The sequence below is a fragment of the Dryocola boscaweniae genome, assembly GCF_025215095.1.
GTDB lineage: Bacteria > Pseudomonadota > Gammaproteobacteria > Enterobacterales > Enterobacteriaceae > Dryocola > Dryocola boscaweniae.
On record NZ_JALHAP010000071.1, the window covers coordinates 51,025 to 74,038 of the forward strand.

General features: G+C 51.5%; 23 protein-coding genes and 1 pseudogene. 9 read left to right on the forward strand and 15 right to left on the reverse strand.

All coding sequences use genetic code 11. From position 1 onward, the window contains the following. Nucleotides 1–2: 2 nt before the first annotated feature. Nucleotides 3–650 (reverse strand): O-methyltransferase, encoded by a 648-nt coding sequence (locus MUA00_RS04320; RefSeq protein WP_271121764.1) that lies wholly within the window; start codon nucleotides 648–650, stop codon nucleotides 3–5. Between the two features lie 151 nt (nucleotides 651–801). On the opposite strand from MUA00_RS04320, the gene MUA00_RS04325 reads away from it, so the two are divergent. Beyond that, a complete protein-coding gene (locus MUA00_RS04325) occupies nucleotides 802–1,470 on the forward strand; it encodes a TetR/AcrR family transcriptional regulator (protein WP_271121765.1) in 669 nt (222 codons plus the stop codon). Nucleotides 1,471–1,669: 199 nt separating this feature from the next. On the opposite strand, the gene MUA00_RS04330 is transcribed toward MUA00_RS04325, so the two are convergent. After that, nucleotides 1,670–3,004: a carboxylesterase family protein gene (locus MUA00_RS04330; RefSeq protein WP_271121766.1), complete on the reverse strand. Its 1,335-nt coding sequence runs from the start codon at nucleotides 3,002–3,004 to the stop codon at nucleotides 1,670–1,672. A gap of 431 nt (nucleotides 3,005–3,435) precedes the next feature. Here MUA00_RS04330 and MUA00_RS21275 point away from each other — a divergent pair. Next, nucleotides 3,436–3,577: pseudogene (locus MUA00_RS21275) on the forward strand (IS256 family transposase); the annotation flags it as partial. 73 nt (nucleotides 3,578–3,650) lie between these two features. Here MUA00_RS21275 and MUA00_RS04335 read toward each other — a convergent pair. The 10 genes from MUA00_RS04335 to MUA00_RS04380 are packed head-to-tail and all read right to left on the reverse strand — an operon-like array spanning nucleotide 3,651 to nucleotide 13,595. After that, nucleotides 3,651–4,619 carry a nucleoside hydrolase gene (locus MUA00_RS04335; protein ID WP_271121767.1) on the reverse strand — a complete coding sequence of 323 codons (969 nt, stop codon included), beginning with the start codon at nucleotides 4,617–4,619 and terminating at the stop codon, nucleotides 3,651–3,653. A gap of 12 nt (nucleotides 4,620–4,631) precedes the next feature. Continuing rightward, a complete protein-coding gene (locus tag MUA00_RS04340; protein ID WP_271121768.1) occupies nucleotides 4,632–5,609 on the reverse strand; it encodes a substrate-binding domain-containing protein in 978 nt (325 codons plus the stop codon). Between the two features lie 49 nt (nucleotides 5,610–5,658). Beyond that, a complete protein-coding gene (locus MUA00_RS04345; RefSeq protein ID WP_271121769.1) occupies nucleotides 5,659–6,630 on the reverse strand; it encodes a ribokinase in 972 nt (323 codons plus the stop codon). Continuing rightward, nucleotides 6,627–7,523, reverse strand: a complete 897-nt coding sequence (alsK, locus tag MUA00_RS04350) for an allose kinase (protein ID WP_271121770.1) — start codon at nucleotides 7,521–7,523, stop codon at nucleotides 6,627–6,629. The genes MUA00_RS04345 and alsK overlap by 4 nt, the downstream gene beginning before the upstream one ends. After that, the gene (alsE, locus tag MUA00_RS04355) at nucleotides 7,520–8,212 is read right to left on the reverse strand and encodes a D-allulose 6-phosphate 3-epimerase (protein ID WP_271121771.1); all 693 of its coding nucleotides are present in this window, start codon (nucleotides 8,210–8,212) and stop codon (nucleotides 7,520–7,522) included. Before alsE ends, alsK begins: the two co-directional genes overlap by 4 nt. After that, a complete protein-coding gene (locus tag MUA00_RS04360; RefSeq protein ID WP_271121772.1) occupies nucleotides 8,212–9,261 on the reverse strand; it encodes an ABC transporter permease in 1,050 nt (349 codons plus the stop codon). Before MUA00_RS04360 ends, alsE begins: the two co-directional genes overlap by 1 nt. 14 nt (nucleotides 9,262–9,275) lie before the next feature. Beyond that, the gene (locus tag MUA00_RS04365) at nucleotides 9,276–10,265 is read right to left on the reverse strand and encodes an ABC transporter permease (RefSeq protein ID WP_271121773.1); all 990 of its coding nucleotides are present in this window, start codon (nucleotides 10,263–10,265) and stop codon (nucleotides 9,276–9,278) included. After that, nucleotides 10,258–11,766: a sugar ABC transporter ATP-binding protein gene (locus tag MUA00_RS04370; RefSeq protein ID WP_271121774.1), complete on the reverse strand. Its 1,509-nt coding sequence runs from the start codon at nucleotides 11,764–11,766 to the stop codon at nucleotides 10,258–10,260. Before MUA00_RS04370 ends, MUA00_RS04365 begins: the two co-directional genes overlap by 8 nt. Before the next feature lies 1 nt (nucleotide 11,767). After that, nucleotides 11,768–12,751 carry a substrate-binding domain-containing protein gene (locus MUA00_RS04375; protein ID WP_271121775.1) on the reverse strand — a complete coding sequence of 328 codons (984 nt, stop codon included), beginning with the start codon at nucleotides 12,749–12,751 and terminating at the stop codon, nucleotides 11,768–11,770. Nucleotides 12,752–12,755: 4 nt separating this feature from the next. Beyond that, nucleotides 12,756–13,595 (reverse strand): DeoR/GlpR family DNA-binding transcription regulator, encoded by an 840-nt coding sequence (locus tag MUA00_RS04380; RefSeq protein WP_271121776.1) that lies wholly within the window; start codon nucleotides 13,593–13,595, stop codon nucleotides 12,756–12,758. A gap of 483 nt (nucleotides 13,596–14,078) precedes the next feature. Between MUA00_RS04380 and MUA00_RS04385 the strand changes: the two genes are divergently transcribed. The 4 genes from MUA00_RS04385 (at nucleotide 14,079) to MUA00_RS04400 (ending at nucleotide 16,002) form a co-directional block, all read left to right on the forward strand. Then, nucleotides 14,079–14,429, forward strand: a complete 351-nt coding sequence (locus MUA00_RS04385; RefSeq protein ID WP_271121777.1) for a VOC family protein — start codon at nucleotides 14,079–14,081, stop codon at nucleotides 14,427–14,429. A 148-nt stretch (nucleotides 14,430–14,577) separates the two neighbouring features. After that, nucleotides 14,578–14,898, forward strand: a complete 321-nt coding sequence (locus MUA00_RS04390; protein WP_271121778.1) for a DUF1493 family protein — start codon at nucleotides 14,578–14,580, stop codon at nucleotides 14,896–14,898. Nucleotides 14,899–15,026: 128 nt separating this feature from the next. Further along, nucleotides 15,027–15,587, forward strand: a complete 561-nt coding sequence (locus MUA00_RS04395; RefSeq protein ID WP_271121779.1) for a hypothetical protein — start codon at nucleotides 15,027–15,029, stop codon at nucleotides 15,585–15,587. Continuing rightward, nucleotides 15,580–16,002, forward strand: a complete 423-nt coding sequence (locus tag MUA00_RS04400) for a hypothetical protein (protein ID WP_271121780.1) — start codon at nucleotides 15,580–15,582, stop codon at nucleotides 16,000–16,002. Before MUA00_RS04395 ends, MUA00_RS04400 begins: the two co-directional genes overlap by 8 nt. Nucleotides 16,003–16,191: 189 nt before the next feature. Here MUA00_RS04400 and MUA00_RS04405 read toward each other — a convergent pair whose 3' ends face one another. Then, nucleotides 16,192–16,632, reverse strand: coding sequence for a hypothetical protein (locus tag MUA00_RS04405; RefSeq protein WP_271121781.1), 441 nt, complete (start codon nucleotides 16,630–16,632; stop codon nucleotides 16,192–16,194). A 117-nt stretch (nucleotides 16,633–16,749) separates the two neighbouring features. Continuing rightward, complete coding sequence (locus tag MUA00_RS21280) at nucleotides 16,750–16,914, reverse strand: ash family protein (RefSeq protein ID WP_408639684.1); 165 nt, start codon at nucleotides 16,912–16,914, stop codon at nucleotides 16,750–16,752. Between the two features lie 492 nt (nucleotides 16,915–17,406). On the opposite strand from MUA00_RS21280, the gene MUA00_RS04410 reads away from it, so the two are divergent. Then, a complete protein-coding gene (locus tag MUA00_RS04410; protein ID WP_271121782.1) occupies nucleotides 17,407–18,960 on the forward strand; it encodes a peptide MFS transporter in 1,554 nt (517 codons plus the stop codon). Between the two features lie 198 nt (nucleotides 18,961–19,158). Here MUA00_RS04410 and MUA00_RS04415 read toward each other — a convergent pair whose 3' ends face one another. Then, the gene (locus MUA00_RS04415; protein ID WP_271121783.1) at nucleotides 19,159–19,857 is read right to left on the reverse strand and encodes a GntR family transcriptional regulator; all 699 of its coding nucleotides are present in this window, start codon (nucleotides 19,855–19,857) and stop codon (nucleotides 19,159–19,161) included. Nucleotides 19,858–20,118: 261 nt separating this feature from the next. On the opposite strand from MUA00_RS04415, the gene MUA00_RS04420 reads away from it, so the two are divergent. Continuing rightward, complete coding sequence (locus tag MUA00_RS04420; RefSeq protein WP_271121784.1) at nucleotides 20,119–21,657, forward strand: PTS transporter subunit EIIC; 1,539 nt, start codon at nucleotides 20,119–20,121, stop codon at nucleotides 21,655–21,657. Nucleotides 21,658–21,668: 11 nt separating this feature from the next. Beyond that, the gene (locus MUA00_RS04425) at nucleotides 21,669–22,997 is read left to right on the forward strand and encodes a 6-phospho-alpha-glucosidase (RefSeq protein WP_271121833.1); all 1,329 of its coding nucleotides are present in this window, start codon (nucleotides 21,669–21,671) and stop codon (nucleotides 22,995–22,997) included. The last annotated feature ends 17 nt before the right edge of the window (nucleotides 22,998–23,014 follow it).

Below are 23,014 nucleotides of genomic sequence, written 5' to 3' on the forward strand. Positions count from 1 at the left end.
TGTTATCTGACTTTCACCGCCAGTTCAGTCCCGCGCTTGATAGGCAGCGTCACCGAAATAAATCCATTCTCCGGGGCCCGGATCCACGCAAGGAAATCGGGTTCGGCATTGTCATTGAGCACATATCCGCCGATCCGTAACTGAGGAGCAACAACCTCAATGACCTGACGTGCCAGGGTCGGTCCGTCAGCCAGGGGCCAGCCGTCAATCAGCACAAAATCGACAGGTCCGCCGATGTCCTTTAGCGTCTCCCTTGCGTCACCGATACGAATGTCGACATAGTCTGACAGCCCGGCTTCTGTCAGATTACGGCGCGCGGTTTGCGCCTTGGCGGCAACCAGTTCAGCACCAATAACCTGGCCACCGCCATTGTCCCGCATGGCGGCAGCAAAATAGACGGCAGACATACCGATTGATGTGGCAAAATCAACAACGCGCGTGGCATTTATTGCCCGGCAGAGCAGATAAATCAGATCCCCTTGTTCGGGGTGAATAGAGAAACCATAATCGGCAAACTTTTCGGGATCATGGGGATGAGGACCGCTAAACGCTTCCGCAGTTGGGCGTTTACGCTCCGCATTCATGCGTTCCAGCACCTGCAGTATTTGTGGGTCACGAATGGGAGAGGGCGCTGTGGTTGATTGATTCATGGTGATCCTTTCTGTTCAGTATCGAGCGAGGTTGACATCACGCTGTTGCTGGCGTGGTAGTCAGGATACGTAGATAATCATCTTTATCCATTATATGGTACCAGTCAAGTACCTTAAATTTATCAACCGTTACTTTTAAAAAGGAGGCCCTATGAGCAAAGCAGAAAACTTACCGACTGTAAGGCGGGGACGGCCAAAAGTCGTCGAGTATGAAGATCGACGGAAAGCTATTGTCCAGGGAGCTTATAGTGCCTTTCTTGAGCTTGGGTTCGCGCAGACCACTACAGCTGAAGTTGCCCGCCGCGCCAGTGTGTCAAAGCGTGCCATTTATGAGGTTTTTGCCAATAAGAAGGATCTCTTCGCCACCGTTATCAAAGAGTATCGTTACCTTTTTATGGATCTCCCACGTCCGGAAGGCGAAACATTATCGCTGGAGGAAACATTGTTTCGCATTTTCCGCCTGGATATCAGCGAGAATGAAGCGCTGGCAAGGGAAGCTATTCTCAAATTAATGACGCGAGAATCGGTATTTTTTCCTGAACTATCTGACTATCTGTATGAAAGCAAGGCTATTCATTCCCGGGAAATGTTGATGGAATGGCTTGAAAGCGAGCACGAAAAAGGCAAACTTACCGTTGAAGACAGCGGCATTTGTGCGGGCATGCTGATGGATATTGTTTTTGGCGCACTGATCCCGCGCAAATGGGTGTCAGAAATAGAAGGGAAGCCGCAGCTAGATGCAGAAGGGCGCAGGCATCAACTGGAAGTGATTAAAAAAAGAATACGTATGGTCCTGCGAGGCATTAACCCCACAGCATAATCAATATTGGCGAGACAAGTGTCTCAGTGAGCCCAAAAGACACCGTATTTATGCATACGGCGACTTTTAGCCGAGACCGTGGCGGAATATCAGGCGATTCCTGCTGAGCATTGGTCATAGGTTGCCTTGTAACTCGCATCATCCACCTTAAACAGCGCCTGACCGGCGCTCTGTTTTAAATAGTGATTAACGGGGGAGGTTATCGGTGCTGCCGGAACAACCATTCCCGCACTGGCTCAATGGTATAAGCAATACGCCAGGTATTACGGTGCCCACTGGCACCTTCCGTTGTCTGACCGGGGGGAATGACGGTACCTTTGCGGAAGGTAACGTAGTTGATAGGGCTGCCTTCGGCAGCCATTTTATCGAAGGCTGCGCGGAATTCTTCCGCTGACCAGGTTCCGTTCCAGGTCGCCCGACTTATCTTCGCCCCTTCTTTTTCCAGCCTGGCGGTGATGGCATTTTGTCCCGGCCACGCCTTGTTATCGTCCTGCGACACCAGAATCCACAATTTTTGATGGGCAAGCGGTTTTACCAGCGTTGGATCCCACTGTCCGGCCACCAAAAAAGATGCGGCGAAGAAATCCGGATACTTGATGTCCATTGCGATGGACATCATGCAACCGCCGGACTGACCAGTGGTATACAGGCGTTTCTGATCAATATTGTATTGCGCTGACAGCACACGAATAAGGTCGATGGTGGTATCCAGCATGCTGGAGGTTTGTGAGTTGTCGTCAGCAATAATTTCGGCATATTGGGGCGCAAGGACAAAGCACGGGCGTCGGGCTTGATCTTGCGGGCTGGCCCAAACCACCGCGCCCAGTCCCTGATACAGGGTGGTGCGTGTTACGTCGCTGGTCGCGCCAGCATCATGCATGAACAGCACCAGCGGCCAAGCTTGCTTCTTATCATAACCTTTTGGTACGAACAGGTTATAGCGCAACATCTTTCCCGTTTTGGGGTCATGGAATTCCAGGCTCTGAAACTCGTCAACGACGGGATTCTTGACCTGAGTGGTTTTCAGAGCAAATTGACTCGCGGGCAGGGTATGGCCATTGCTCATTGTCAGTGCGTTTGATTGCACAATACTGGCCTGGGGACGGCGGTAAACTGTGTCATACGGCGGGACATCACCGGCGTTACCCGGACCGCTGCCAGCAGAAGGTTGCGTCCGGTTAGCGTTTTCCGACTGAACTTTTTCGGCAAGCAGAGCGTTATCATCCGTTGGTGATAATGTCACAATAACAAAACGGCCCGCTTCGGCCTTATCAACAGGATCTGCTGAGGTGCTGGTAAAGACTCCCGTAACGGTCCGGCCAGCGACGCGGAAACTGTCGGCACTGAGCTGAGCATTTTTTAGCGGCGTATCATATTCCACGGCGACAGCCGCCAGGCGGATACCATCGCCAGCAACCTGAGTGACGGCGATGGCGTTTCTGGCAGGCGTGATAGCGTCTTTTGCAAAACCGGGCGCACCGATCGCCAGAAGCGAGCCAGCGCTTATGATCAAAAATTCCCGACGTGATGGCATGTTGTTTTCCTCATTTCCCGAAATTTCTTCTGCTTTATACGTTACACATGAATACTCAGACCAAAGCTATCGCCGAAGTTTTGCTGTACATATAAACAATAATCTTGCTACAGACCGCCTTTTAAATACGGTACCGAATAAGTACCGTATTGCGTTGAGGAATGGTTGTCAAACATAAACGGCGTTAACGTAGCGTAAAGCGAGACGTTAGCGCTCAGACATAGGGCTGCCTTATGGATTTTTCTATGGGCTTAGCTCAACTAACGGGTAAAGGTGGCGCTGGACGGTAATAAGCTTGCCTGATATTGAGAGAAATTAAGGGAATCGTACAGACGCAGTTACACAGCCAATATGAAGGTACTGCAAATATATTCAGGGTAAGCATGGGAGAATAACGTTAAAAAATACTGCTTAAGTTACCTATTGTGATCGACGTATCAATCACGCCGATCTTTAATGTTACCTATGCGGTAAAAGAACAAGTCACTGAGTGGCAGAATCGTTCTCTGGATGCGTTGTTTATATTGTCTGTATTGTGTAAAAGTTCGCGGCAGCGTCATTAACAAAGCCGTCGCCAGTGGGCTGAAAGCCGTGTACCAGGCCCCAACAAATGAAAAAAGAGCAGATTTCTCTCTGCTCCTTTATTTCATTCGACTATGATCCGCACGATATCCTGAACGATTTTCTGTCCGTCAATATGGGTACAGACTCGCACATTGTCTGGCATATCACGCTGGGGCACTGTTTGCCCGATAGTGAGTTTTCCCTGGGTTTCGATACCGATAGACATCTCTTTAAATACACCGATCGACCTGTCGGCAGCTACCGCCACGGCCAGTGGATCGTAAAGCACGCAGCCTTCCGACCAGTCGAACATCGGCGCATCGAAATAGCAGGCGCATACCTGTTTAAACAACAGGGTCAGAGGCATTTCATCGCTCAGTCCCTGCAGATGTTCTCTGGTCAGCACCAGCCCCGTCGCCGCATTGGTTACGTCGAGACTCACCATCGTAAGCGGGATACCTGAGCGGAAAACGATGTCCGCAGCCTGTGGGTCAAACCAGATATTGCACTCTGCCACCGGCGTGATATTGCCGCGTCCCCAGGTTGCGTCAAGCCCCAAAGCCCCCGCCATCATCACCACTTCTTTAATTAGCGGGGCAATATCTGGCGCCTTGATCAGCGCCAGCGCCAGGTTGCTCTGCGCGCCAATACACACCAGGCTAATCTCACCAGGATACTGACGCACCAAATCGATAATTAGCTCGCTCGCGTGCTGGCCGCAGTGTGAATCATCCGCATCCGGCAGCACAATGCTGCCTTCACGTCCGCGAGGCCCTTCATAGGCCTTTTGCAGCAGTTCCGGCAGCGTGCCGCTCATCGGAACGCCCTGACCAACGGCTACCGGAATATCGGCACGTCCCGCCACTTGTAAAATATGGGTGGCGCAGCGCGCGCCCAGCAGAGGAGGGCAGTTGCCAAATACGGTAGTGACCGCCATCAGCTCCAGACGTGGATCTTTCAGCGCCAGAATAATGGCGATGGGATCGTCGGCGTCGGTGCCCGGAATGCCGATCGCCGGGTCGGTATCAATGATGATTTTACGTGCGCTCACGGTAGTCTCCTTTTACAGACCCATCTTGATCAGTTTCGGCAAATTATCTTTACCCAGGCTCTCCAGATTCTGGCCGTATATTGTATGGTTCGTCGCATCGACTTGTATTTTTCCCATACCTTCAATTTCGGTCCCCTCGGTGATGGGTTTGTTTTCCGCCACCATTTTACCGATGCGGACGAATAGCTCGCCTGCGGTCATCGGGTTCCAGATATAGCCGCCTTTGATATCACCGCTACGCACCAGGGACGCAGCCTGGCTGGGGCTGTATGCGCCCACCACACACACTTTATCTTTGGCATTGCGACGCTGAACCGCACGCCCGGCTCCCACCGGACCAGGAGAGCCGAAGGCCATCATGCCTTTGAAATCAGGGTACTTGCTCATCATTTCGTTAGTCACCCGCATGGAGTCATCCACCGACTCACCGGTGCCAAACAGATCGCCAACCTGCTGCATTTTCGGGTAGTGCGCTTTCTGGTAATCAATCGCCGACTGTGCCCACTGGCGATGCAGCGGAATGGTCAGGCTGCCGACAATAATCGAATACTGGCCCTGTTCTTTCATGCATTCGGCCATTAACTGCATATGTCTTTCACCGAAGGTTTTGGCATCTACCAGTTCGAAGTCCCAGTCGGCATATTTCTGCTCCGGGGATTCATGCACGATCACTTTGATGCCCGCGTCTTTGGCTTTTTTCAAAACCGGCTCGAGCGCCGCTGGATCGACCGGCACTACCCCAATGATATCCACCTTCTGCGCGATCAGATCTTCAATGGCTTTCACCTGTTGGGCCGGGTCCTGCGCTGTCGGCCCTACCTGCCAGGCATTGATGCCTTCTTTCGCCGCTTCTTTTTTAATGCCTTCTTCCATGGAGTTAAACCAGGCGTTGCCGCCCACCTTAACCACCACGCCCATCTTCAACGGTTCGGCCGCCAGCGCATGCCCGCTAAGGGCGAGGGAGATAAGAACTGCTGCTATTTTTTGCATTGTGTGCTCCGTTATTGTTTGTATAGGGTACTGCGCTTAAAACCAGGTTCTACGAAGTGGCGGCGGCGGAAAGATTCAGTTCGCTGATTGCCAGTTCCGGGTATCGCTGCATACGTATCACCGCGTCGTCGTAACGTGGCATGGAGTTCGCCGCCCCGGCGCGCTCAACGCATACCGAAGCGTAAGCCGAGGCGAACAGCGCCGCCTGTTCCAGCGGCTCCCCGGCGGCCAGACGCGCCGCCAGCGCGCCGTTGAAGGAATCTCCCGCGCCGGTGCTGTCGATGGGCTGTGCCGGATAGACGGGCACCAGCAGCATGCGCTCGCCGGTTGAGAGCAGCGCGCCCTGAATACCGAGGGTGATAATCAACTGGCGCACGCCTTTGCCGTGCAGGATCTGCGCCGCCACCTGCGCCGAGGCAAAGTCGGTGACTTGGGTGTTGGTCAGTTGTCCGGCTTCGGTGCTGTTAGGGGTTAGCAGGTCAACATTACGCAAAAACGCGTCGCTCACCTTTTGCCAGGGGGCCGGGTTGACAATGACATAGGTCTTCGCCTGGCGGGCGTTATCCACCATGCGCTGAATGGCGCTGAGGTTGTTTTCGAGTTGCACCAGCAAAATGTCAGCGGCCGCCACCGTCGGCTGACAGCGGTTCACCTCGGCGGCCGTGACCGTCAGGTTGGCTCCGGGGTAAACCGAGATCATATTTTCGGCATTGTCACCGGCGACATAGATCATCGCGTTCCCGGTCGGTTTTTCCTTGCAGGTAAATAGCGTGATGGCGTCAAAACCGGTCTTCTCCAGATGGCGACGGGCGAACTGACCGAAGTCGTCATTACCCACTTTGCCGATGTAATGTACTCTGGCGCCGGCACGCAGCGCAGCGGTGGCCTGATTGGAGCCTTTGCCGCCTGGCCCCATCATGCTGCTGTGCGCCACGAGCGATTCGCCGGGCTGCGGAAAGCGCGACATTTTGGTGACAATGTCGAGATTGAACGAGCCAAACACGCAGACTTTGCCTTTCATTCTTCCCTCCCAAACTGACGCGCCGCCGCAAGACATGCACCGCGACAACCGGTCTGATCGGTGGCATGACTAAACACCATTTTCAGACCATCGCGTGTTACCGGCGGGCGCAGATGCTGGACTATCTGGCGGCGTAGCGATTCCAGCGGAAAATCATTCATCGCCAGCACGCCGCCACCGAGGATCAGATACTGCGGGTCGATAATGTTCATCTCGCTGGCGATAATTTTCGCCAGGCGGCTGACAAACTGTTGCAGCTCAGGACGATCGCCGTGCAGGGTAAATAGCTGCCCCAGATCGGTATGCGCGCAATGCTGCCGCGCCCACTGACTCAGCCAGTGGCCTGAGGTCAGAGTTTCAGCACAGCCGTGGTTACCACAGGGACATGGCAAATCGTTATCTACAAGTGGGATATGTCCAATCTCACCCGCGCCGCCATGTTCGCCATGATAGAACTGGCCGTTTAGCCACAGGCTGTTACCCATCCCGGTGCCCAGATACAAACCCACAGCGTTATCCGGCAGGGTATCAAGCTGCATTAAGTCCCATAGCATCAGATGGTTAACATCTTTATCCATCGCCACAGGGACGCCGGTGATTTCACTGAGATGCGCGGCCACCGGCATGTCATCCAGCGCCTGGATAAACGGTAGCGAAACCACGTGTCGGCGATCGCGGCTGAGAATACCCGGCAGGCCGAGCATTACACCGTCAATCTGCTGTTCTGCCTGCATTTCGTTAATCAGTCCGGCCAGCGCACGGAGCGCGTCGCCGGATTGCGCCCAGCTAGCGGTCGGCAATTTGCGAAATCCCGCCCACTGATTCTCCCCGCTCAGGGTTAGCAGCCGCGTGCTGGTACCACCAATATCTATACCCAGCCAGGTTCGACTCATGCTGACTCCCGTAACTCATCTTTTGCCTGTCCGATGTTGCCCATCATCTGGTCCCAGGCGCTTTCGAGATTCTCATGCAGATTGAACAGCCCGGAGGTGCCCACAATCAGCACTTCCGCGCCTGCTTCCAGCAACGTGCGGTAGGTACGCTGGTTACAGGAACCATCGATTTCAATCAGATAGCTGTAGCCGTGGCGCGCTTTCAGGTCGCGTAACTCTTCAATTTTCTTCACCATCTCGCTGATAAACGGCTGACCTGCGTAGCCAGGATCCACGGTCATCACGGTTATCTTATCCAGCAGATGGATGTAGTGATGGATAAACGACACCGGTGTTGCCGGGTTCAGCACCACGCCCACTTTTTTGCCGAGGGAGCGAATCTGGTTGATCACGCGAAAGGCATCACGGTTGATGGTTTCCGCATGCGGGCAGATATAATCCGCGCCTGCTTTGGCAATCGCCTCGATAAAGTCGGTCGGTTCTTCCACCATCAGATGCACGTCGAGCGCCACCTTAGTGTGCGGGCGGATCTGCTCAATAAAGAACGGCGACAGCGTGATGTTTTTGACGTAGTGGCCGTCCATGATGTCGATGTGCAGGAAATCGGCCCGGGTATCGAGAACCGCCAGTTGCTGTTTTATTTCCATCAGGTTCATGCACATCAGAGAAGGAGAAATTTGGGTACGCATCAGAGTTCCTTTTTTTTAGTCAGGCCGGTCTGGCGTGCAAGTAAAGTACTGCGACGCACCGCACGGGAATGATTGAATTTGGTTTTAAAGAATTTCAGGCCCAGAACCACAATCAGTACCGCACCCCACATCGCCAGGCTGAAATGCTGGCTTATGTTTAACAGGTTGAAACCGGTGGAGAGGATCTGCAGCGCAATCAGCGACAGCACCACCCCGGTTACGCGGCCGAAGCCGCCGTTGGGATCGGTGCCGCCGAGGATGATCGCCAGCACGGTAATCAGCAGATACGAGTCGCCGTAGCCCATGCGCGCCGAGTTAAAGCGCGCCATCATTACCAGTCCGGCCAATACGCACAGCAGGCTGGAGATGACGTAAACCAGAATCAGCAGACGATGGGTGTTGACGCCGCTAAACCAGGTGGCGTTGATGTTGCTGCCGCCCATATAGATGCATTTACCGGCGCGGGTTTTGCCGAGGAACAGCGCCATCAGCCCCGCAGTCATTAAGAACAACCACAGCGGCAGCGGAACGTTGAGAAAAGTGTCCGCGCCCAGCGCGCGCACCACGTCCGGCATGCCGCTCACGGCGGCGCCGCGCGTCAGCCAGATGCCAATACCGTTGACCGTCATCATGGTTGCAAGCGTCACCAGAATCGGGTGCGCCCCGACGCGGCTCACCATCAGCCCGGTAATCACCCCGATCAGCGTGGCGATTAACGCCGCGCCGGCCAGCGCCATCAGCAGCCACAGCAGTTGCAGCCCGGTGCCCGCGCCGGCTGGCATAAAATTCAGCAGCACCCAGGCGATAAACAACGCCGTCAGGTTGGCGGTGGCGATGATGCACAGGTTAAGGCCGCCGCTCAGGATGGCGATAAACATCGCCAGCGTCAGCAGACCCAGCTCTGGCAACTGGAAGGCCATGCTCATAAACGTGGAGTTGGTCAGGAAGCGGCCAGGCAGCATAATGCTGAATACCGCGACGCCGAGCGCAATCAACAGCAGCAGGCCGGGATGCGCTTTTTCACTGCTCAGAAAATTCAGATGTTTCATCACACTCTCCCCGATCAGACGAAGCTGACGTCGGTTTCTCTGCGCTTTTTGTAATGGGTGACGGTAATGGCGACCATAATCACCACGCCAATCACAATGTTCATGAAGTAACTGGAAACGCCGACCAGATTGAGGCCGTTCTTCAGGATGGCGATCAGGAATACCCCCATCAGCGTCCCGGTGACGGTGCCTTTGCCGCCCATCAGACTAGCCCCGCCGAGTACGGTAGCGGCCAGCACGTCCAGCTCACCGCCTACCAACGCATTCGGCACCACTTCGCCCACGCGGTAGACCTGCACCAGACCGCCGACTGCCGCCAGCGCCCCCAGCCAGCCGTAGGCAAGGATATGGATGAGCCCGACGCGGATGCCGATGCGACGCGCCGATTCCTGATCGCCGCCGGTAGCATAGAGCTGGCGGCCCAAATGGGTTTTGTTCAGCAGCAGCCAGGTGATGGCGGCAATCACCAGCATGATGGTGAGCGGCAAACCAATCTGGTAAGTCTGCCCGTGCACGTTAAATGGCAGGATGTTATGCAGCGTTACCCACCACTCCGGCAGGTTGTAGAGGCTACGCCCTTCGGTAATCCACATCAGCATGCCGAACAGGAGCGCCTGCATGCTGATGGTGATAATGATCGAGACAATGCGCAGCCAGTAGATCAACACCGCATTGATCACGCCAAATAGCGTGCCGCAGGCGATGGCCAGCAGAATGCTGAGCGGCGCGTTATCAAAACCAAAATGCACAAACAGCGAAGCGATAGCGTACTGCACCACCGACGCTACGGCCGCGAAGGAAATATCGATACCGCCAGTCACCAGCACCACAAACAGCCCAAGGGCAAAGATGCCGGTAACCGCATAGGTTTCCGTCAGATCGAGCAGGTTCTGCAACGTCAGGAACTGATCGCTTGTGAACGAGAACGCCACGAAGAAGAACACCAGTACCCAGGCCAGCCAGCCCTGACTCGACTGGGGCTTAAAGAACGATAAATCAGGCATTGATCACCTCCGCCAGTTGCTGCTGCGCTACTTGTTGAGGCTGGTATTCAGCATGTACGGTGCCGTCACGGAAATGCAAAATCCGATCGCAGTTGTAATAAACCTCCGGCACCTCATCGGAGATCAGGATGATCGCCAATCCCTCTTTCGCCAGTTGGTGGATCAGGCTGTAGATGCTGGCTTTAGCACCGACATCGACGCCCACGGTGGGTGAATCGAGGATCAGGATTTTGGGTTGGGTCAATACCCACTTCGCCAGCACGATTTTTTGCTGGTTGCCACCCGAAAGCGTGGAGATGGCGTGTTCCGGATCGGCGACGCGCACGCCCAGTTGCTGTATCCAGTCATGAATCAGCTTGTTCTTGCGGTATTCATCGATGAGGTGGAAGCGGTTGCGCAACTGGTCAAGAATCGACAGCACCATGTTGTCAGCCACGGACTGCTGCTGCACCAGGCCGAGCGTCAGGCGATCTTCAGAGACATAGCCCATGCCGGATTTGATCGCATCTTCATGACTGCGAAAGCGCACCGGTTTGCTGTCGAGCCAGATTTTGCCGCTGTCTGGTTTGGTCATACCAAACAGCGACAGCGCCAGTTCGGTACGACCGGAGCCGAGCAGACCGCACAGCCCCAGCACTTCTCCCTCATACAGCGAAAAACTGACGTTGTGGTACTGATCTTTACGACTGAGATTTTCCACTTCCAGCAGCTTGCGGTGCGGATTAAGGGTTGGCGCTTTCAGGTGATAATCAAGTTTCAGCCCGGTCATCAGTTCAGTCAGACGATGACCGTCCATTTCGCTGGCAGGCCAGGTGCCCATTTTGCGACCATCGCGGATCACGGTGACGCGATCTGAAATCTCCAGCACTTCATCCAGACGGTGGCTGACGAAAACCACGCAGATATTCCTCTCTTTCAGGTAGCGCACGGTGCGCAGCAACTGATTCACCTCGGTACGGGTGAGCGACGCCGTCGGCTCATCCATAATGACCAGCCGGGCGTCAGCGACCAGCGCGCGGCAAATCGCCACCTGCTGGCGTTGTGCAATCGACAGTTCTGAAACTCTGGCATTGAGGTTCAGATCAAACTTGAGTTCATTGATAACCTTCTCAGCGCTGGCGATCAGCCTTTTCTTGCTGTACCAGCCGAGCAGATTGCCGAGGTTATGCTCAAAGGCGATGTTCTCGGCCACGCTGAGATTGGGAAACAACGACAGATCCTGATAAATCACCTGCACGCCAAAATCGCGTGCCTGCTTCGGCGTCAGACGCGGGAAGTGTTCGCCGCTATCCCCGAGCGTTATTTTGCTACCCGCATCCGGAGCATGTACCCCGGAGATCACTTTAATCAGCGTGCTCTTACCACAGCCATTAGTACCAGCAAGGCAATGCACTTCGCCTGTCATCAACGACAGTGAGATATCACTTAATGCCCGGTTGCCACCGAAGGTTTTCGACAGGCTCTCGAGGGTAATCAGCGTCTGTGGTTCGATGAGTTGCATATTACAGCCCCAGTTTGACCAATTTAGGCAGGTTGGCTTTGTCCAGGCTTTCGGTATTGTTGCCAAGAATGGTGTGAGTCTGCTCATCGACCCTCACCTTACCCAGACCTTCAATGGTCGTGCCGTCGGTAATCGGTTGGTTTTTCTGCATCATGCCCGCCAGGCGCACGAAGACTTCACCCGCTGTCATCGGGTTCCAGATGTAGCCTCCTTTGATGGCGCCCCGATTCACAAGCATCTGGCCCTGACCCGGGCTGAAGGCGCCGATGACGCACACCTGGTCGATTTTGTTGCGCGCCATAACCGCGCGGCCGGCGCCGACTGGGCCCTGGGAACCGAAGGCGATAATGCCTTTCAAATCCGGGTATTTGGACATCACTTCATTAGTGGTGCGGATGGAGTCATCCAGAGATTCGCCGACGCCAAACTTGTCGCCGACCATCTGCATTTTCGGGTAGTGTGCTTTCTGATACGCGACGGCGGAGTCCACCCAGGCATTATGCAACGGCACCGTCAGACCGCCCATATAGGCGACATATTTGCCTTCGCCGTGCATACATTCAGCCAGCGCTTTCATGTGATTCTCGCCGTGGGTTTTGGCATCCACCAGTTCGAAATCCCAGTTGGCGTATTTCTGGTCAGGAGACTCATGCACCAGCACGCGGATGCCGGCGTCGCGCGCGCGCTTCAGCACAGGTTCCAGCACTTTCGGATCATTAGGCACGACGCCGATGATGTCGACTTTCTGTGCAATCAGGTCTTCAATTGCCCTGACCTGTAGCGCCGGGTCAGCTGAAGTAGGGCCGACCATCCAGGCATCGACTCCTTCTTTCGCGGCTTCGCTTTTTATGCCCGCTTCCATCGCGTTAAACCAGGGAATGCCGCCCACTTTAACCACGATGCCCATACGTAATTTGTCAGCGGCATGAGCGGCGGCGGCGGAAAATAATATCAGCAGAGAACAGGCGATAATTGTCTTTTTCATATAATTAAATATCCTGAGAGTTCATTAATTGCATAACATTATGGCGTTGCGAACAGTCAATAATATTGACGCCATTCCAGGCTAACTCTTGTTGCAATTCTTTATCCTTCAGACTATCAGTAATTAAAAAATCAACTTCCCGGTAATGACAAATTCGTGCAAAAGAGGGGCGAAGAAACTTCACTGAATCAATAAGAAGATATTTTCTTTCTGACGCCATCAACATTTGTTGTTTTAAATGCGCATTATTTTCGTTTGCGGAACGTAAATAACCGTCGTTGCCAAGGCTGCTACAGGAGAAAAATATTTTGTTAATTAAAAAATCTTTCAGCGGCTGCTCGGCAACAACACCGTTAAAATCTCCATTATGAGCGAAATATTCTCCTCCAAGGCAAATGGTGCGAATATGGCTCCTGGTAGCCAGCGTTTGCACAGTGTGCAGGGAGTTCGTCAGCACCGTTAGTTCTATATCCGGTAGCTGTCTTGCCAGGAACCAACAGGTGGTGCTGCTGTCCAGTAAAATACAATCACCCGGCGTAATAAAATCGAGCGCCTTTTTGGCAATCAACGTTTTTGCCTGGGGGTTTTCATTCATCCTCAGGCGGAAAGTTGATTCGTGTTCATTCGGGCTATTACTTTTTTCAGCTAAGTTTCCCTGATATTTCTGCGCTACGACCGCACCGCCATGGCTACGTTGTAATAATCCTTTTCTCTCCAGCAGCGATAAATCTCTGCGAATGGTTTCCTGCGAAACCTGACAAAGTTTAACCAGTTCAGAAACTAATACCCGGCCATGTAAATTTAATTCTTCCATGATCTGACGGTGACGTTCAATCGGTAACATGATGACCTCCGATGACAATAAATTAGAAGATTCAACCGGCGCAAAATGTGCGTCAGTTAAAAGTGTGAGCCAGCGAATTTACCACAGTTCAAAAAGTGATATTCGCTGAGTAAATAAATGAAAATCATTAATTGGTTGCATTAAAATGAGGTTTTCATCACAAATAAACGCCAAATTAAAGAAAAATGCGATAGCAGCAGATTTCACAAAATAGTTTTACAGTGAAATTAACATGACCGTTAATGCCTGTTTATGTGTAAATGACCGATTCTTTAAATGTCGTGCATGAAATCAACTGCTACACAGGAAGAAATCTGGAACCGGAGACATAAATCGTGGCATGCACGCAGGGAGAATTTTGCGCTGAGGGAGCTGAATCGCTACGGATAATCTGGACACTTGTGAGCCCTGCGCCACAGTTACAGGGCTACGTTTGTGACATCTTAAAATCTCAACTTCAGCCATCGCCCGGGAGGCAGATATATGAAGGTTAAACGAATTGTCGCCAATTTTATGACACCTGAACCATCCTTAGTGAATGATTTTTATCAAAATATTCTTGGGCTTGAGCTTGCAATGGATCATGGCTGGATTCGCACCTATACCAGTTCTGAGAGCATGACTGCACAAGTGAGCTTTGCAAATGAAGGGGGATCGAGCACGCCGGTGCCCGATCTTTCCATTGAGGTGGATGATCTTGACGAGGTGCTCCGCCGTGTTCAAAAAGACAAGCTTACCGTGGAATATGGCCCCGTAAGCGAGCCGTGGAGAGTTCGTCGATTTTATGTTCGGGACCCGTTTGGCAGACTTATTAATATCCTTCAGCACGAATAAAAATCGTGCCCGCAGCCAGTATATTTTCTTGATTTCCACTCCTGGCATCAGAGTTTGCTGGCGCATAAAATCAGATAGTTGACCGCTGGATTGCGCTTTAGTAACCGTTATGATTGCATTTCACTCAGCTTTTATAAGGGATTATGAAATGGATATGGTGGATAGCATCAAGCTGAAAGTTTATGAGCTTGTGCGGACTTATGCTGGCTCTTACCTGTTCAACATTAAGAAGGTGAAATTAACGCCTGAAACTGATCTTAATATCGATTTGGATATTGATAAGCTTGAAGTTGAAGATCTGATGCATAATTTCTTTGAAAAATTCAATGTTGCACGGGGTGACTTCAAACTTATTATCCGCATGTGCCTTTGTGGTGGAATCTATTCAAGAAAAAAAATTGATGTGCCGGATTTCACTCTCGGCATGCTGATCGAATCAGCAAAAGCCGGAAAAGGGTTGTACGACTAATCGCAAAAATGAAGCTGTAAAAATGGCGGTGCCTGTACACGTTTTTGCACCTGCACGGTAACCCGCTTCCACCATCTGCAGCACGGCGCTCTGTTTTAAAATTTGTTAGTTAAACAAGGAGAGTAAGGATGAGTAAACGAAGCGATATAATTGATGGGTCAGCCGCTGCAAGGGCTCCATATGGACTGGTTTATACAGAAGTACTGGGCTGGATTGATTTAGGCCATGCACAGGGTACTGATATCAGAAATCTGTTGCGAAGCATTGCACTGGCCATGATGATGTCGCTAGCTCGCAAGTTCGAAGGGCTACAGTCTTCATTCCCTATCAGCCTGACGACAGACAGTGGATTCAGCGGGGAAGACCTGGTATCAAATTTGCTCGGGTTTTACCGTGTTGTCTCTGCCCAGAACCTCTTCGGCATGCTGCATCCGGTCAGCAAAGAAGAAGCCCTTAAACGCTGGGACTACTATGGAAAAATTGGCTCGTGGAAAAATGAGAATTTCCGGCCATTGTTGTTCCCGGATCCGGAAATGTTCCCCAATGCCAGGCCTCGTAAAGGTGAATTGCCGAATTTTATGAAGACTGTTAGTCCGTGGAGTGACTTCCGTTCAGGAATTGTCAGTATTGCAAGCGCTGATGGTTCATATATAGATAAAGCAAAAGGTGGAATATTGCCTTATGCGTAACTTATTTAAATTACTCGCAGCGGCCGTTGTTCTGATTACAGTTGCGCTTGCCTGGGCATGGCCTTACATAAAAATGGAATTTGCTGGCAGCGCGCATTATACCGAGCAGGACAGGCGGGAATATGAGTTTTATACGCCTGTTATACTGAAAAAAATGCCACGTATTTCCCCCCGATACGATTTTGATTTTGCGAACATTACTGGCCCTGCCTCCCATGTCTATGCGGTCAAATATTATGATACCCATGACTCAAGGAAAGTTAACGCCTATCTGAGCTCACTGGGGTACAAAAAACAGAAGGAGTGTCATATTGAAGCTGTATGCTGGCTCGGTACTGATCCTCAAGAAATCGTGACTGTAAGCTTCCTGGAACATCCTAAAACGTTATTAGTATCAATCATCTATAACTTATGATTGAAACAGCTTATGTGATGATGCTGATTTGCAGCAATAGCGTGCCTGGCAATGGAGTGTAAGCCGGGCAGAATAAATACGATTCGCTGACCGTGGCCACCAATGCAAAGAATAAAGGTGTGCAGCGTTCGAATCATAACTGCATAGCTGTATAAAGGGAGCATTCGCTCCCTTAATTTTTGTATTATCTCAACCACTAACACCCTTCTCAAAACGAGGCAGCAGCAAATCCTCAATCAGCATATTCACCAGCTCAAAGAGCAGCTCGTTTAGCGTTTTATTTACTTCTGTCGTTTGTTTTTGGCTGATTAACACCTGCGTTAATGCATAGCAGTACTGGCGCAGCAGTTCTGAATCTTCGGCAAGATGCTGGGGTTGGGTATCAACTAATTTTTCTACCGTTAAACGTTGGATCAGATAGGGCGGTAAGGTTTTTTCCAGTTCTGTTTGCATCGTCTCCAGGCAGTTGGCCAGGCGGTGATATAAGGTTTGTTGCCAGGCTTGATTATTGCTTTCTATTAGTTCGTCAGACAGCGTTTCACAGGCGTCCAGCAGTTCGAATAAATCAAGCGTCATATAGGTCGGGGAAGAATCGGCAGGGGTTATAGCTGATGTGGTGTTTGTCATCATGAAAATCTCCGTGTGTGAGAATAATCGTCACCACGGAAGTTTCCACGCTTCGGGTGGTGACGCTAATGAGGGTGGAAATACCGGACACAACGGAAACCGGCCAACCCGAAGGTTGCCTCACCAGCGACACCATTGTTCAGAATAAAGGTGTGTTGGTGCCTCGACAATAAAAAAGACGCTTTGAACGTCAATTGCCGCCGTTATGTTGTCCGGTTTTCCACTCCCGGCACCAGAATTTGCTGGCGCATCGATAGAATAACCACGATGTTTGGCCGCTAACAATCAGTTTATCTAAGGTTTTAAAACCTTGATCCAACGCTGCGAGGCGTCTCGCAATTCGCTCTTATGGATGACATTCTTTTCTTCCGAACGCTGCTCCATAGCGGCACCATTTCAAATAAACCCTTCGCAAATTGTCAGTATTTCCCGCGCCAACCAGGTATATTCCAGCCGCTTGCTCAAAAATAGCTTAAAGGCTCTCAAAAACACCGCTTACTCTAATTAACTCTTTGTTTAATAAAAATAATTATGCTGGTGCTTGTCATCCTCATAATGTCAATTGCTATCCCCTGTTACCCGATAAAAAATCTGTAAAACTAGACAATCGTCGACTTTTCATCTTAAAGTCCCGCAGTTGGCACTAGACAAAACCAGTAACCGGTTATCAAATGGTTAAATAACAATTGCTGAATGTTAAAGAGCGGCAGCCAGACACCTCAGCCGCCATGCATTTCGGTGCTTGCAGGCACTTCGACACACCTCCATGGAGAATTTATGCATTCCTCTGTTAATAAAAACGAAAGCCGGACTTTCTTCGGCCATCCTTATCCGCTTGGCTCGCTGTTCTTCACTGAAATGTGGGAGCGTTTCTCGTTTTACGGCATTCGCCCCTTACTGATCCTGTTTATGGCGGCGACCGTTTACGACGGCGGCATGGGGCTTGCGCGTGAAAACGCCTCGGCTATCGTTGGGATCTTTGCCGGCAGCATGTACCTGGCCGCGCTGCCGGGCGGGTGGCTGGCGGATAACTGGCTCGGCCAGCAGCGGGCCGTCTGGTACGGTTCGATTCTTATCGCGCTCGGCCATCTGTCTATCGCGCTCTCCGCGTTGATGGGCGACAACCTGTTCTTTATCGGCCTGCTGTTTATCGTCCTTGGCTCCGGCCTGTTCAAAACCTGTATTTCGGTCATGGTGGGCACGCTGTATAAAAAAGGCGATGCGCGTCGCGACGGCGGCTTCTCGCTGTTTTATATGGGGATTAACATGGGCTCGTTTATCGCGCCACTGATCTCCGGCTGGCTGATAAAAACCCACGGCTGGCACTGGGGCTTTGGCATCGGCGGTATCGGGATGCTGGTCGCACTGGTTATCTTCCGCCTGTTCGCGGTCCCGGCGATGAAACGCTACGACAGCGAAGTCGGCCTGGATTCAACCTGGAACAGCCCGGTGGCGAAGAAAAACGGCGTTGGCGCATGGCTGCTGGTGCTGGCGGCTGGCGTGGCTATCGTCGTTACGCTGATTGCGCAGGGCGTGATTATCATTAACCCCGTCGCCGTCGCCAGCGTGCTGGTCTACGTGATTGCCGCCTCGGTGGCTCTGTACTTTATCTATCTGTTTGTGTTTGCCGGCCTGAACCGCAAAGAGCGCGCCAGGCTGCTGGTCTGCTTTATCCTGCTGGTGTCCGCCGCTTTCTTCTGGTCCGCATTTGAGCAGAAGCCAACCTCGTTTAACCTGTTCGCGAACGACTACACCAACCGAACGATCGGTGATTTTGAAATTCCTGCCGTGTGGTTCCAGTCAATCAACGCGTTGTTCATTATTCTGCTGGCGCCGGTTTTCAGTTGGGCATGGCCGATGATGGCGCGCAAAGGCGTGCGCCCGAGCAGCATCACTAAGTTTGTTATCGGCATTTTGTGCGCCGCCGCGGGCTTTGGGCTGATGATGCTGGCGGCCCAGAACGTGCTGAACAGCGGTGGGGCTGGCGTGTCTCCATTCTGGCTGGTGGGCAGCATCCTGATGCTGACGCTTGGCGAACTCTGCCTGAGCCCGATTGGTCTTGCGACCATGACGCTGCTGGCTCCGGAAAGAATGCGCGGCCAGATGATGGGGCTGTGGTTCTGCGCAAGCGCGCTGGGTAACCTCGCGGCAGGCCTGATTGGCGGTCACGTGAAAGCCGATCGGTTAGATATGCTGCCGGACCTCTTCGCACGCTGCTCCATTGCGCTGCTGATCTGTGCCGCAGTGCTGATAGTCCTTATCGTTCCGGTGCGTCGTATGCTGGAAAATGCCCAAGCGAAAACGGAGCAAAAGCCGGTGACCAGCGCCTGAGTATCTGTGACAAATAATCTCAACTCAGTATAAATGAGCAATCATAAGGCCGATCTCAAGATCGGCCTTATGGTATATCAGCGCCAGAAACGCTTTCAGCATCCCTGCAAAAAATAATTGAAAATTCCAGGTGGTGGATAAGAATACGATTCCTGGAGCGTATAACCATGCCCCATATCCAGAAGCGTATCCTGTACCCTAACGGCGAATAATGTGCTTCACGATGTATTTATTCGTGTTTTGATAAATATCTGATAAATCAACCACCTTGTTATCCTGAGAATAGCTCACCGACTGCACCCGCAGCAGCAGTGAATTCGGCGGGACCTGCAACAATTCAGCCTGCTCTTTCGTGGCCTGCACCGGGGTGTAGCTGCGGTGACTTTCGAGAATGGTAATATTGCACTCCTTGCGAAAGTAGTTGAATTTTGACTGCTCCATATTGCCGATGCTAAGCCAGGGAAAAAGTGCAACGGGAATATAGCTGTTCTCAACCAGGATCGGTATGTCATCAATAATGCGAATCCTGCGGATGTAATAGACTTTTTCACCGGTTTCGATTTTCAACTGCTGGGCAATGGCCGGAGGCGCGTCGAGCATGGAAAACTCAATCACTTTGTTCACATAGTTTGTTACGCCCACGATGTTCATCTGGTAGTTAAAACCATCCAGTTCGCCGCCGTGGTAATTGATTTTACGTGCCACAAACGAACCGCTTCCGTGGCGTTTAACGATGAGTTTTTCATCTGCCAACTGGGCCAGAGCCTTTCTCACCGTCATAACGGAAACCTGCAGCTCCTGCGCCAGCGCTTTTTCGCTCGGGAGGATGTCGCCAATTTCATACTCCTCGCTATTGATGCGAAATTTTATCTCGTCAGCAATTTTTTTGTATATCACTTCTGGATCTCTATTTTTTAGCCTGAAGAATCAAGAACAATTTAATTTATTGTATTTTATGTGTTTTTTAATATGTTGAGCATATTTTTATATAACTCATATATAAAACTAATCAAACTTATATATCTCTTTTCGTTTTGATTGTATGACTCATCTCACAAATGCCCTCTTTTTGGCTCTGTCTGGCTACTTTCACCGCTTAGGATAATTTCAACGTTCAGGTTTTGTGCAAGCAATCTGCAAGAAGTGAGGGTGTGCCAGATGGCCGTATTAAAAAATCTACAGGACTTCTCTAAAGCAATGATTGGCCCGGTTCTGTATTTACCGGTAATCGGTCTGTTAATCGCTTTGTTCAGCGTTGCTACCAACAAGCTATGGGTGCCAGAGGGCAGCGCGGTTTATCTCATTGGTAAATACGCCTCCAGTCTGCTGTGGGCAATAATGAATAACCTTGGCTTTTTCTTTTGTCTTGGTCTCGCCAGCGGCCTCGCCAAAACCAGAAAATCCGAAGCCTCATTTGTTGCCGCAATGGCATATTTTATGTATCTGGCAGGGAATAACGCCTGGCTCACGCTAACACAGCGGCTTGCGGAAGGAGCCACTAACGCAGACCTCTATGGCAGCGGTCAAATATTTATCTTTGGCTTCAAGGTTATTGATATCGGCGTCTTTCTGGGGATTATTCTTGGCGCGCTGGTTGCTTTTATCCATAACCGATTTGTCAATAAAGAGTTTCGCGGCGCATTCTCCATTTACGGCAACAGTAAGCTGGTGCTGATTATTATGATCCCGCTGGTGGCCTTATTTGCTATTGCTACCGTCTATATCTGGCCGGTGGTGGCGCAAGGTATTTCGGCTCTGACTACCTTTATGAAAACGTTCGGCTCTGTTGGCGTGTTCTTATACGGTTTCCTTAATCGATTTTTAATTCCGACGGGTTTGCATCATCTGGTGTGGTCGCCGTTTGTATTTACCTCAATTGGCGGACAACTGCTGATTGACGGGCAGACGGTGATCGGCGCCAAGCCCATATTCCTGGCGGAGATTGCGAACAACTCCGGCGGCGCGCTGAGCGACTCAGCGCGATTCCTGACCTATGGCATGGTGAAGATTTTCGGTACGGCAGGGATGGCGCTGGCGTTTTATAAAACAGCACGGCCCGAATATAAGGCCAAACTAAAGGTGACGCTGATCCCGCTTATTGTGACTTCATTTTTGGTAGGTATTACCGAGCCGTTTGAATTTCTGTTTATTTTTACCGCGCCGTTGCTGTGGCTGATTTATTCCTTACTCGATGGCTTCTTTCAGATGCTGGCATGGATGCTGGATGTTCGGGTCTGCGCAACAAACGGGATTATTGATTTTATTGTCTATAACATCCCGGCAGGCGCAGGAAGAACACACTGGCCTGTCTTTGTCATCCTGGGGCTTATCGAAACCCTGACAATGTATGTCGTCGGCAAGTTTGTTATCACGCGTTTTAATATGGCAACGCCAGGACGGCGTGCAGAGAATGAGCCTGCAGCAGAAAAAGAGAATACGGAAAGCTCTGTTGAAAATGAATTAGGCAAGAATGTCATTCGTGGACTTGGCGGGAAAGAGAATATTGTCCTGGTGGATAATTGTTTCACCCGCCTGCGCGTTGACGTCCACAATGCCGATCTAATTGATACAGAATTATTGAAACGTACCGGCGGCACAGCGGTATTAATTAAAGGTAATCATGTTCAGATTATTTATGGCCTAAGTGTAAACAGGGTCAGAAATAATGTGAATACGGCTTTAGGTGTACATGACTAACGAGGTGGATGGTGAAAGATAAATTTGTAGTGACAATTGCAGGCGGCGGCAGCACATATACGCCTGGTATCGTTTTAATGCTGCTGGAAAACATGGATCGTTTCCCGATAAAAGAGATTCGGCTTTATGACAATAATGCCGAGCGACAAGGCTTGCTGGGAGAAGCCTGCCGGATCATGGTCAGTGAAAGCCATCCCGGAGTTGCCTTCAGTTACACGACCGATCCGCAGGCTGCGTTTACCGATGTCGATTTCGTGATGGCTCATATTCGCGTTGGCCTCTACGAAATGCGTGAAAAGGATGAAAAGATCCCGCTGAAATATGGCGTAGTGGGCCAGGAAACCTGTGGGCCAGGCGGCATCGCTTATGGCATGCGCTCCATCGCGGGGGTGCTGGAACTGGTGGATTATATGGAGCAATACTCGCCGAACGCCTGGATGCTCAACTATTCCAACCCGGCGGCCATTGTGGCCGAGGCAACCCGGCAACTGCGACCAACCTCGAAAATCATCAATATTTGCGATATGCCTGTCGCCATTGAAGGGATCTTCGCGGATATTCTTGGCCTGGCGTCGCGTAAAGACATGAACGTTCGCTATTACGGCCTGAACCATTTTGGCTGGTGGACGAGCATTACCGATAAAGCTGGCAATGATTTAATGCCTGCGCTTAAAAAGCATGTGGCTGAGCACGGTTACTGTAGCCAGACCGAGGATTTTCAGCATAAGGCGCCTAGCTGGATTGCAACCTTTAAGAAAGCGAAAGATCTCTTCGCGCTCGATCCGCAAACGCTGCCCAACACCTACCTGAAGTACTATTTTTATCCGGATTATGAGGTAGAGCACTCGGATCCGAATTTTACACGTGCCAATGAAATCGTCATCGGCAGGGAAAAAGAGGTGTTCGATATGGCCCGGCATATTGTGGAGCGGAAAAGCGCTCGCGAAGCCCATTTCCATGCGGGAGCCCACGCTACCTTTATCGTTGACCTTGCCTGTGCGATCGCTTTTAACACCCAGGAAAGGATGCTGTTGATTGTGGAAAACAACGGTGCGATTGCCAATTTTGACGAAACGGCAATGGTGGAGGTTCCCTGCCTGGTTGGTGCCAACGGACCGGAACCGCTGGCGATGGGGCGCATTCCGTCATTCCAGAAGGGGCTTATGGAACAGCAGGTTGCGGTAGAAAAACTGGTGGTCGAAGCCTGGATGGAAGGAAGCTACCAGAAGCTCTGGCAGGCATTAACGCTGTCAAAAACCGTGCCCAGCGCCTCGGTTGCAAAAGCAATTCTGGATGAGTTGATTGAGGCCAACAGGGATTACTGGCCTGAGCTGCGCTAATTACTACTGCCAGCATC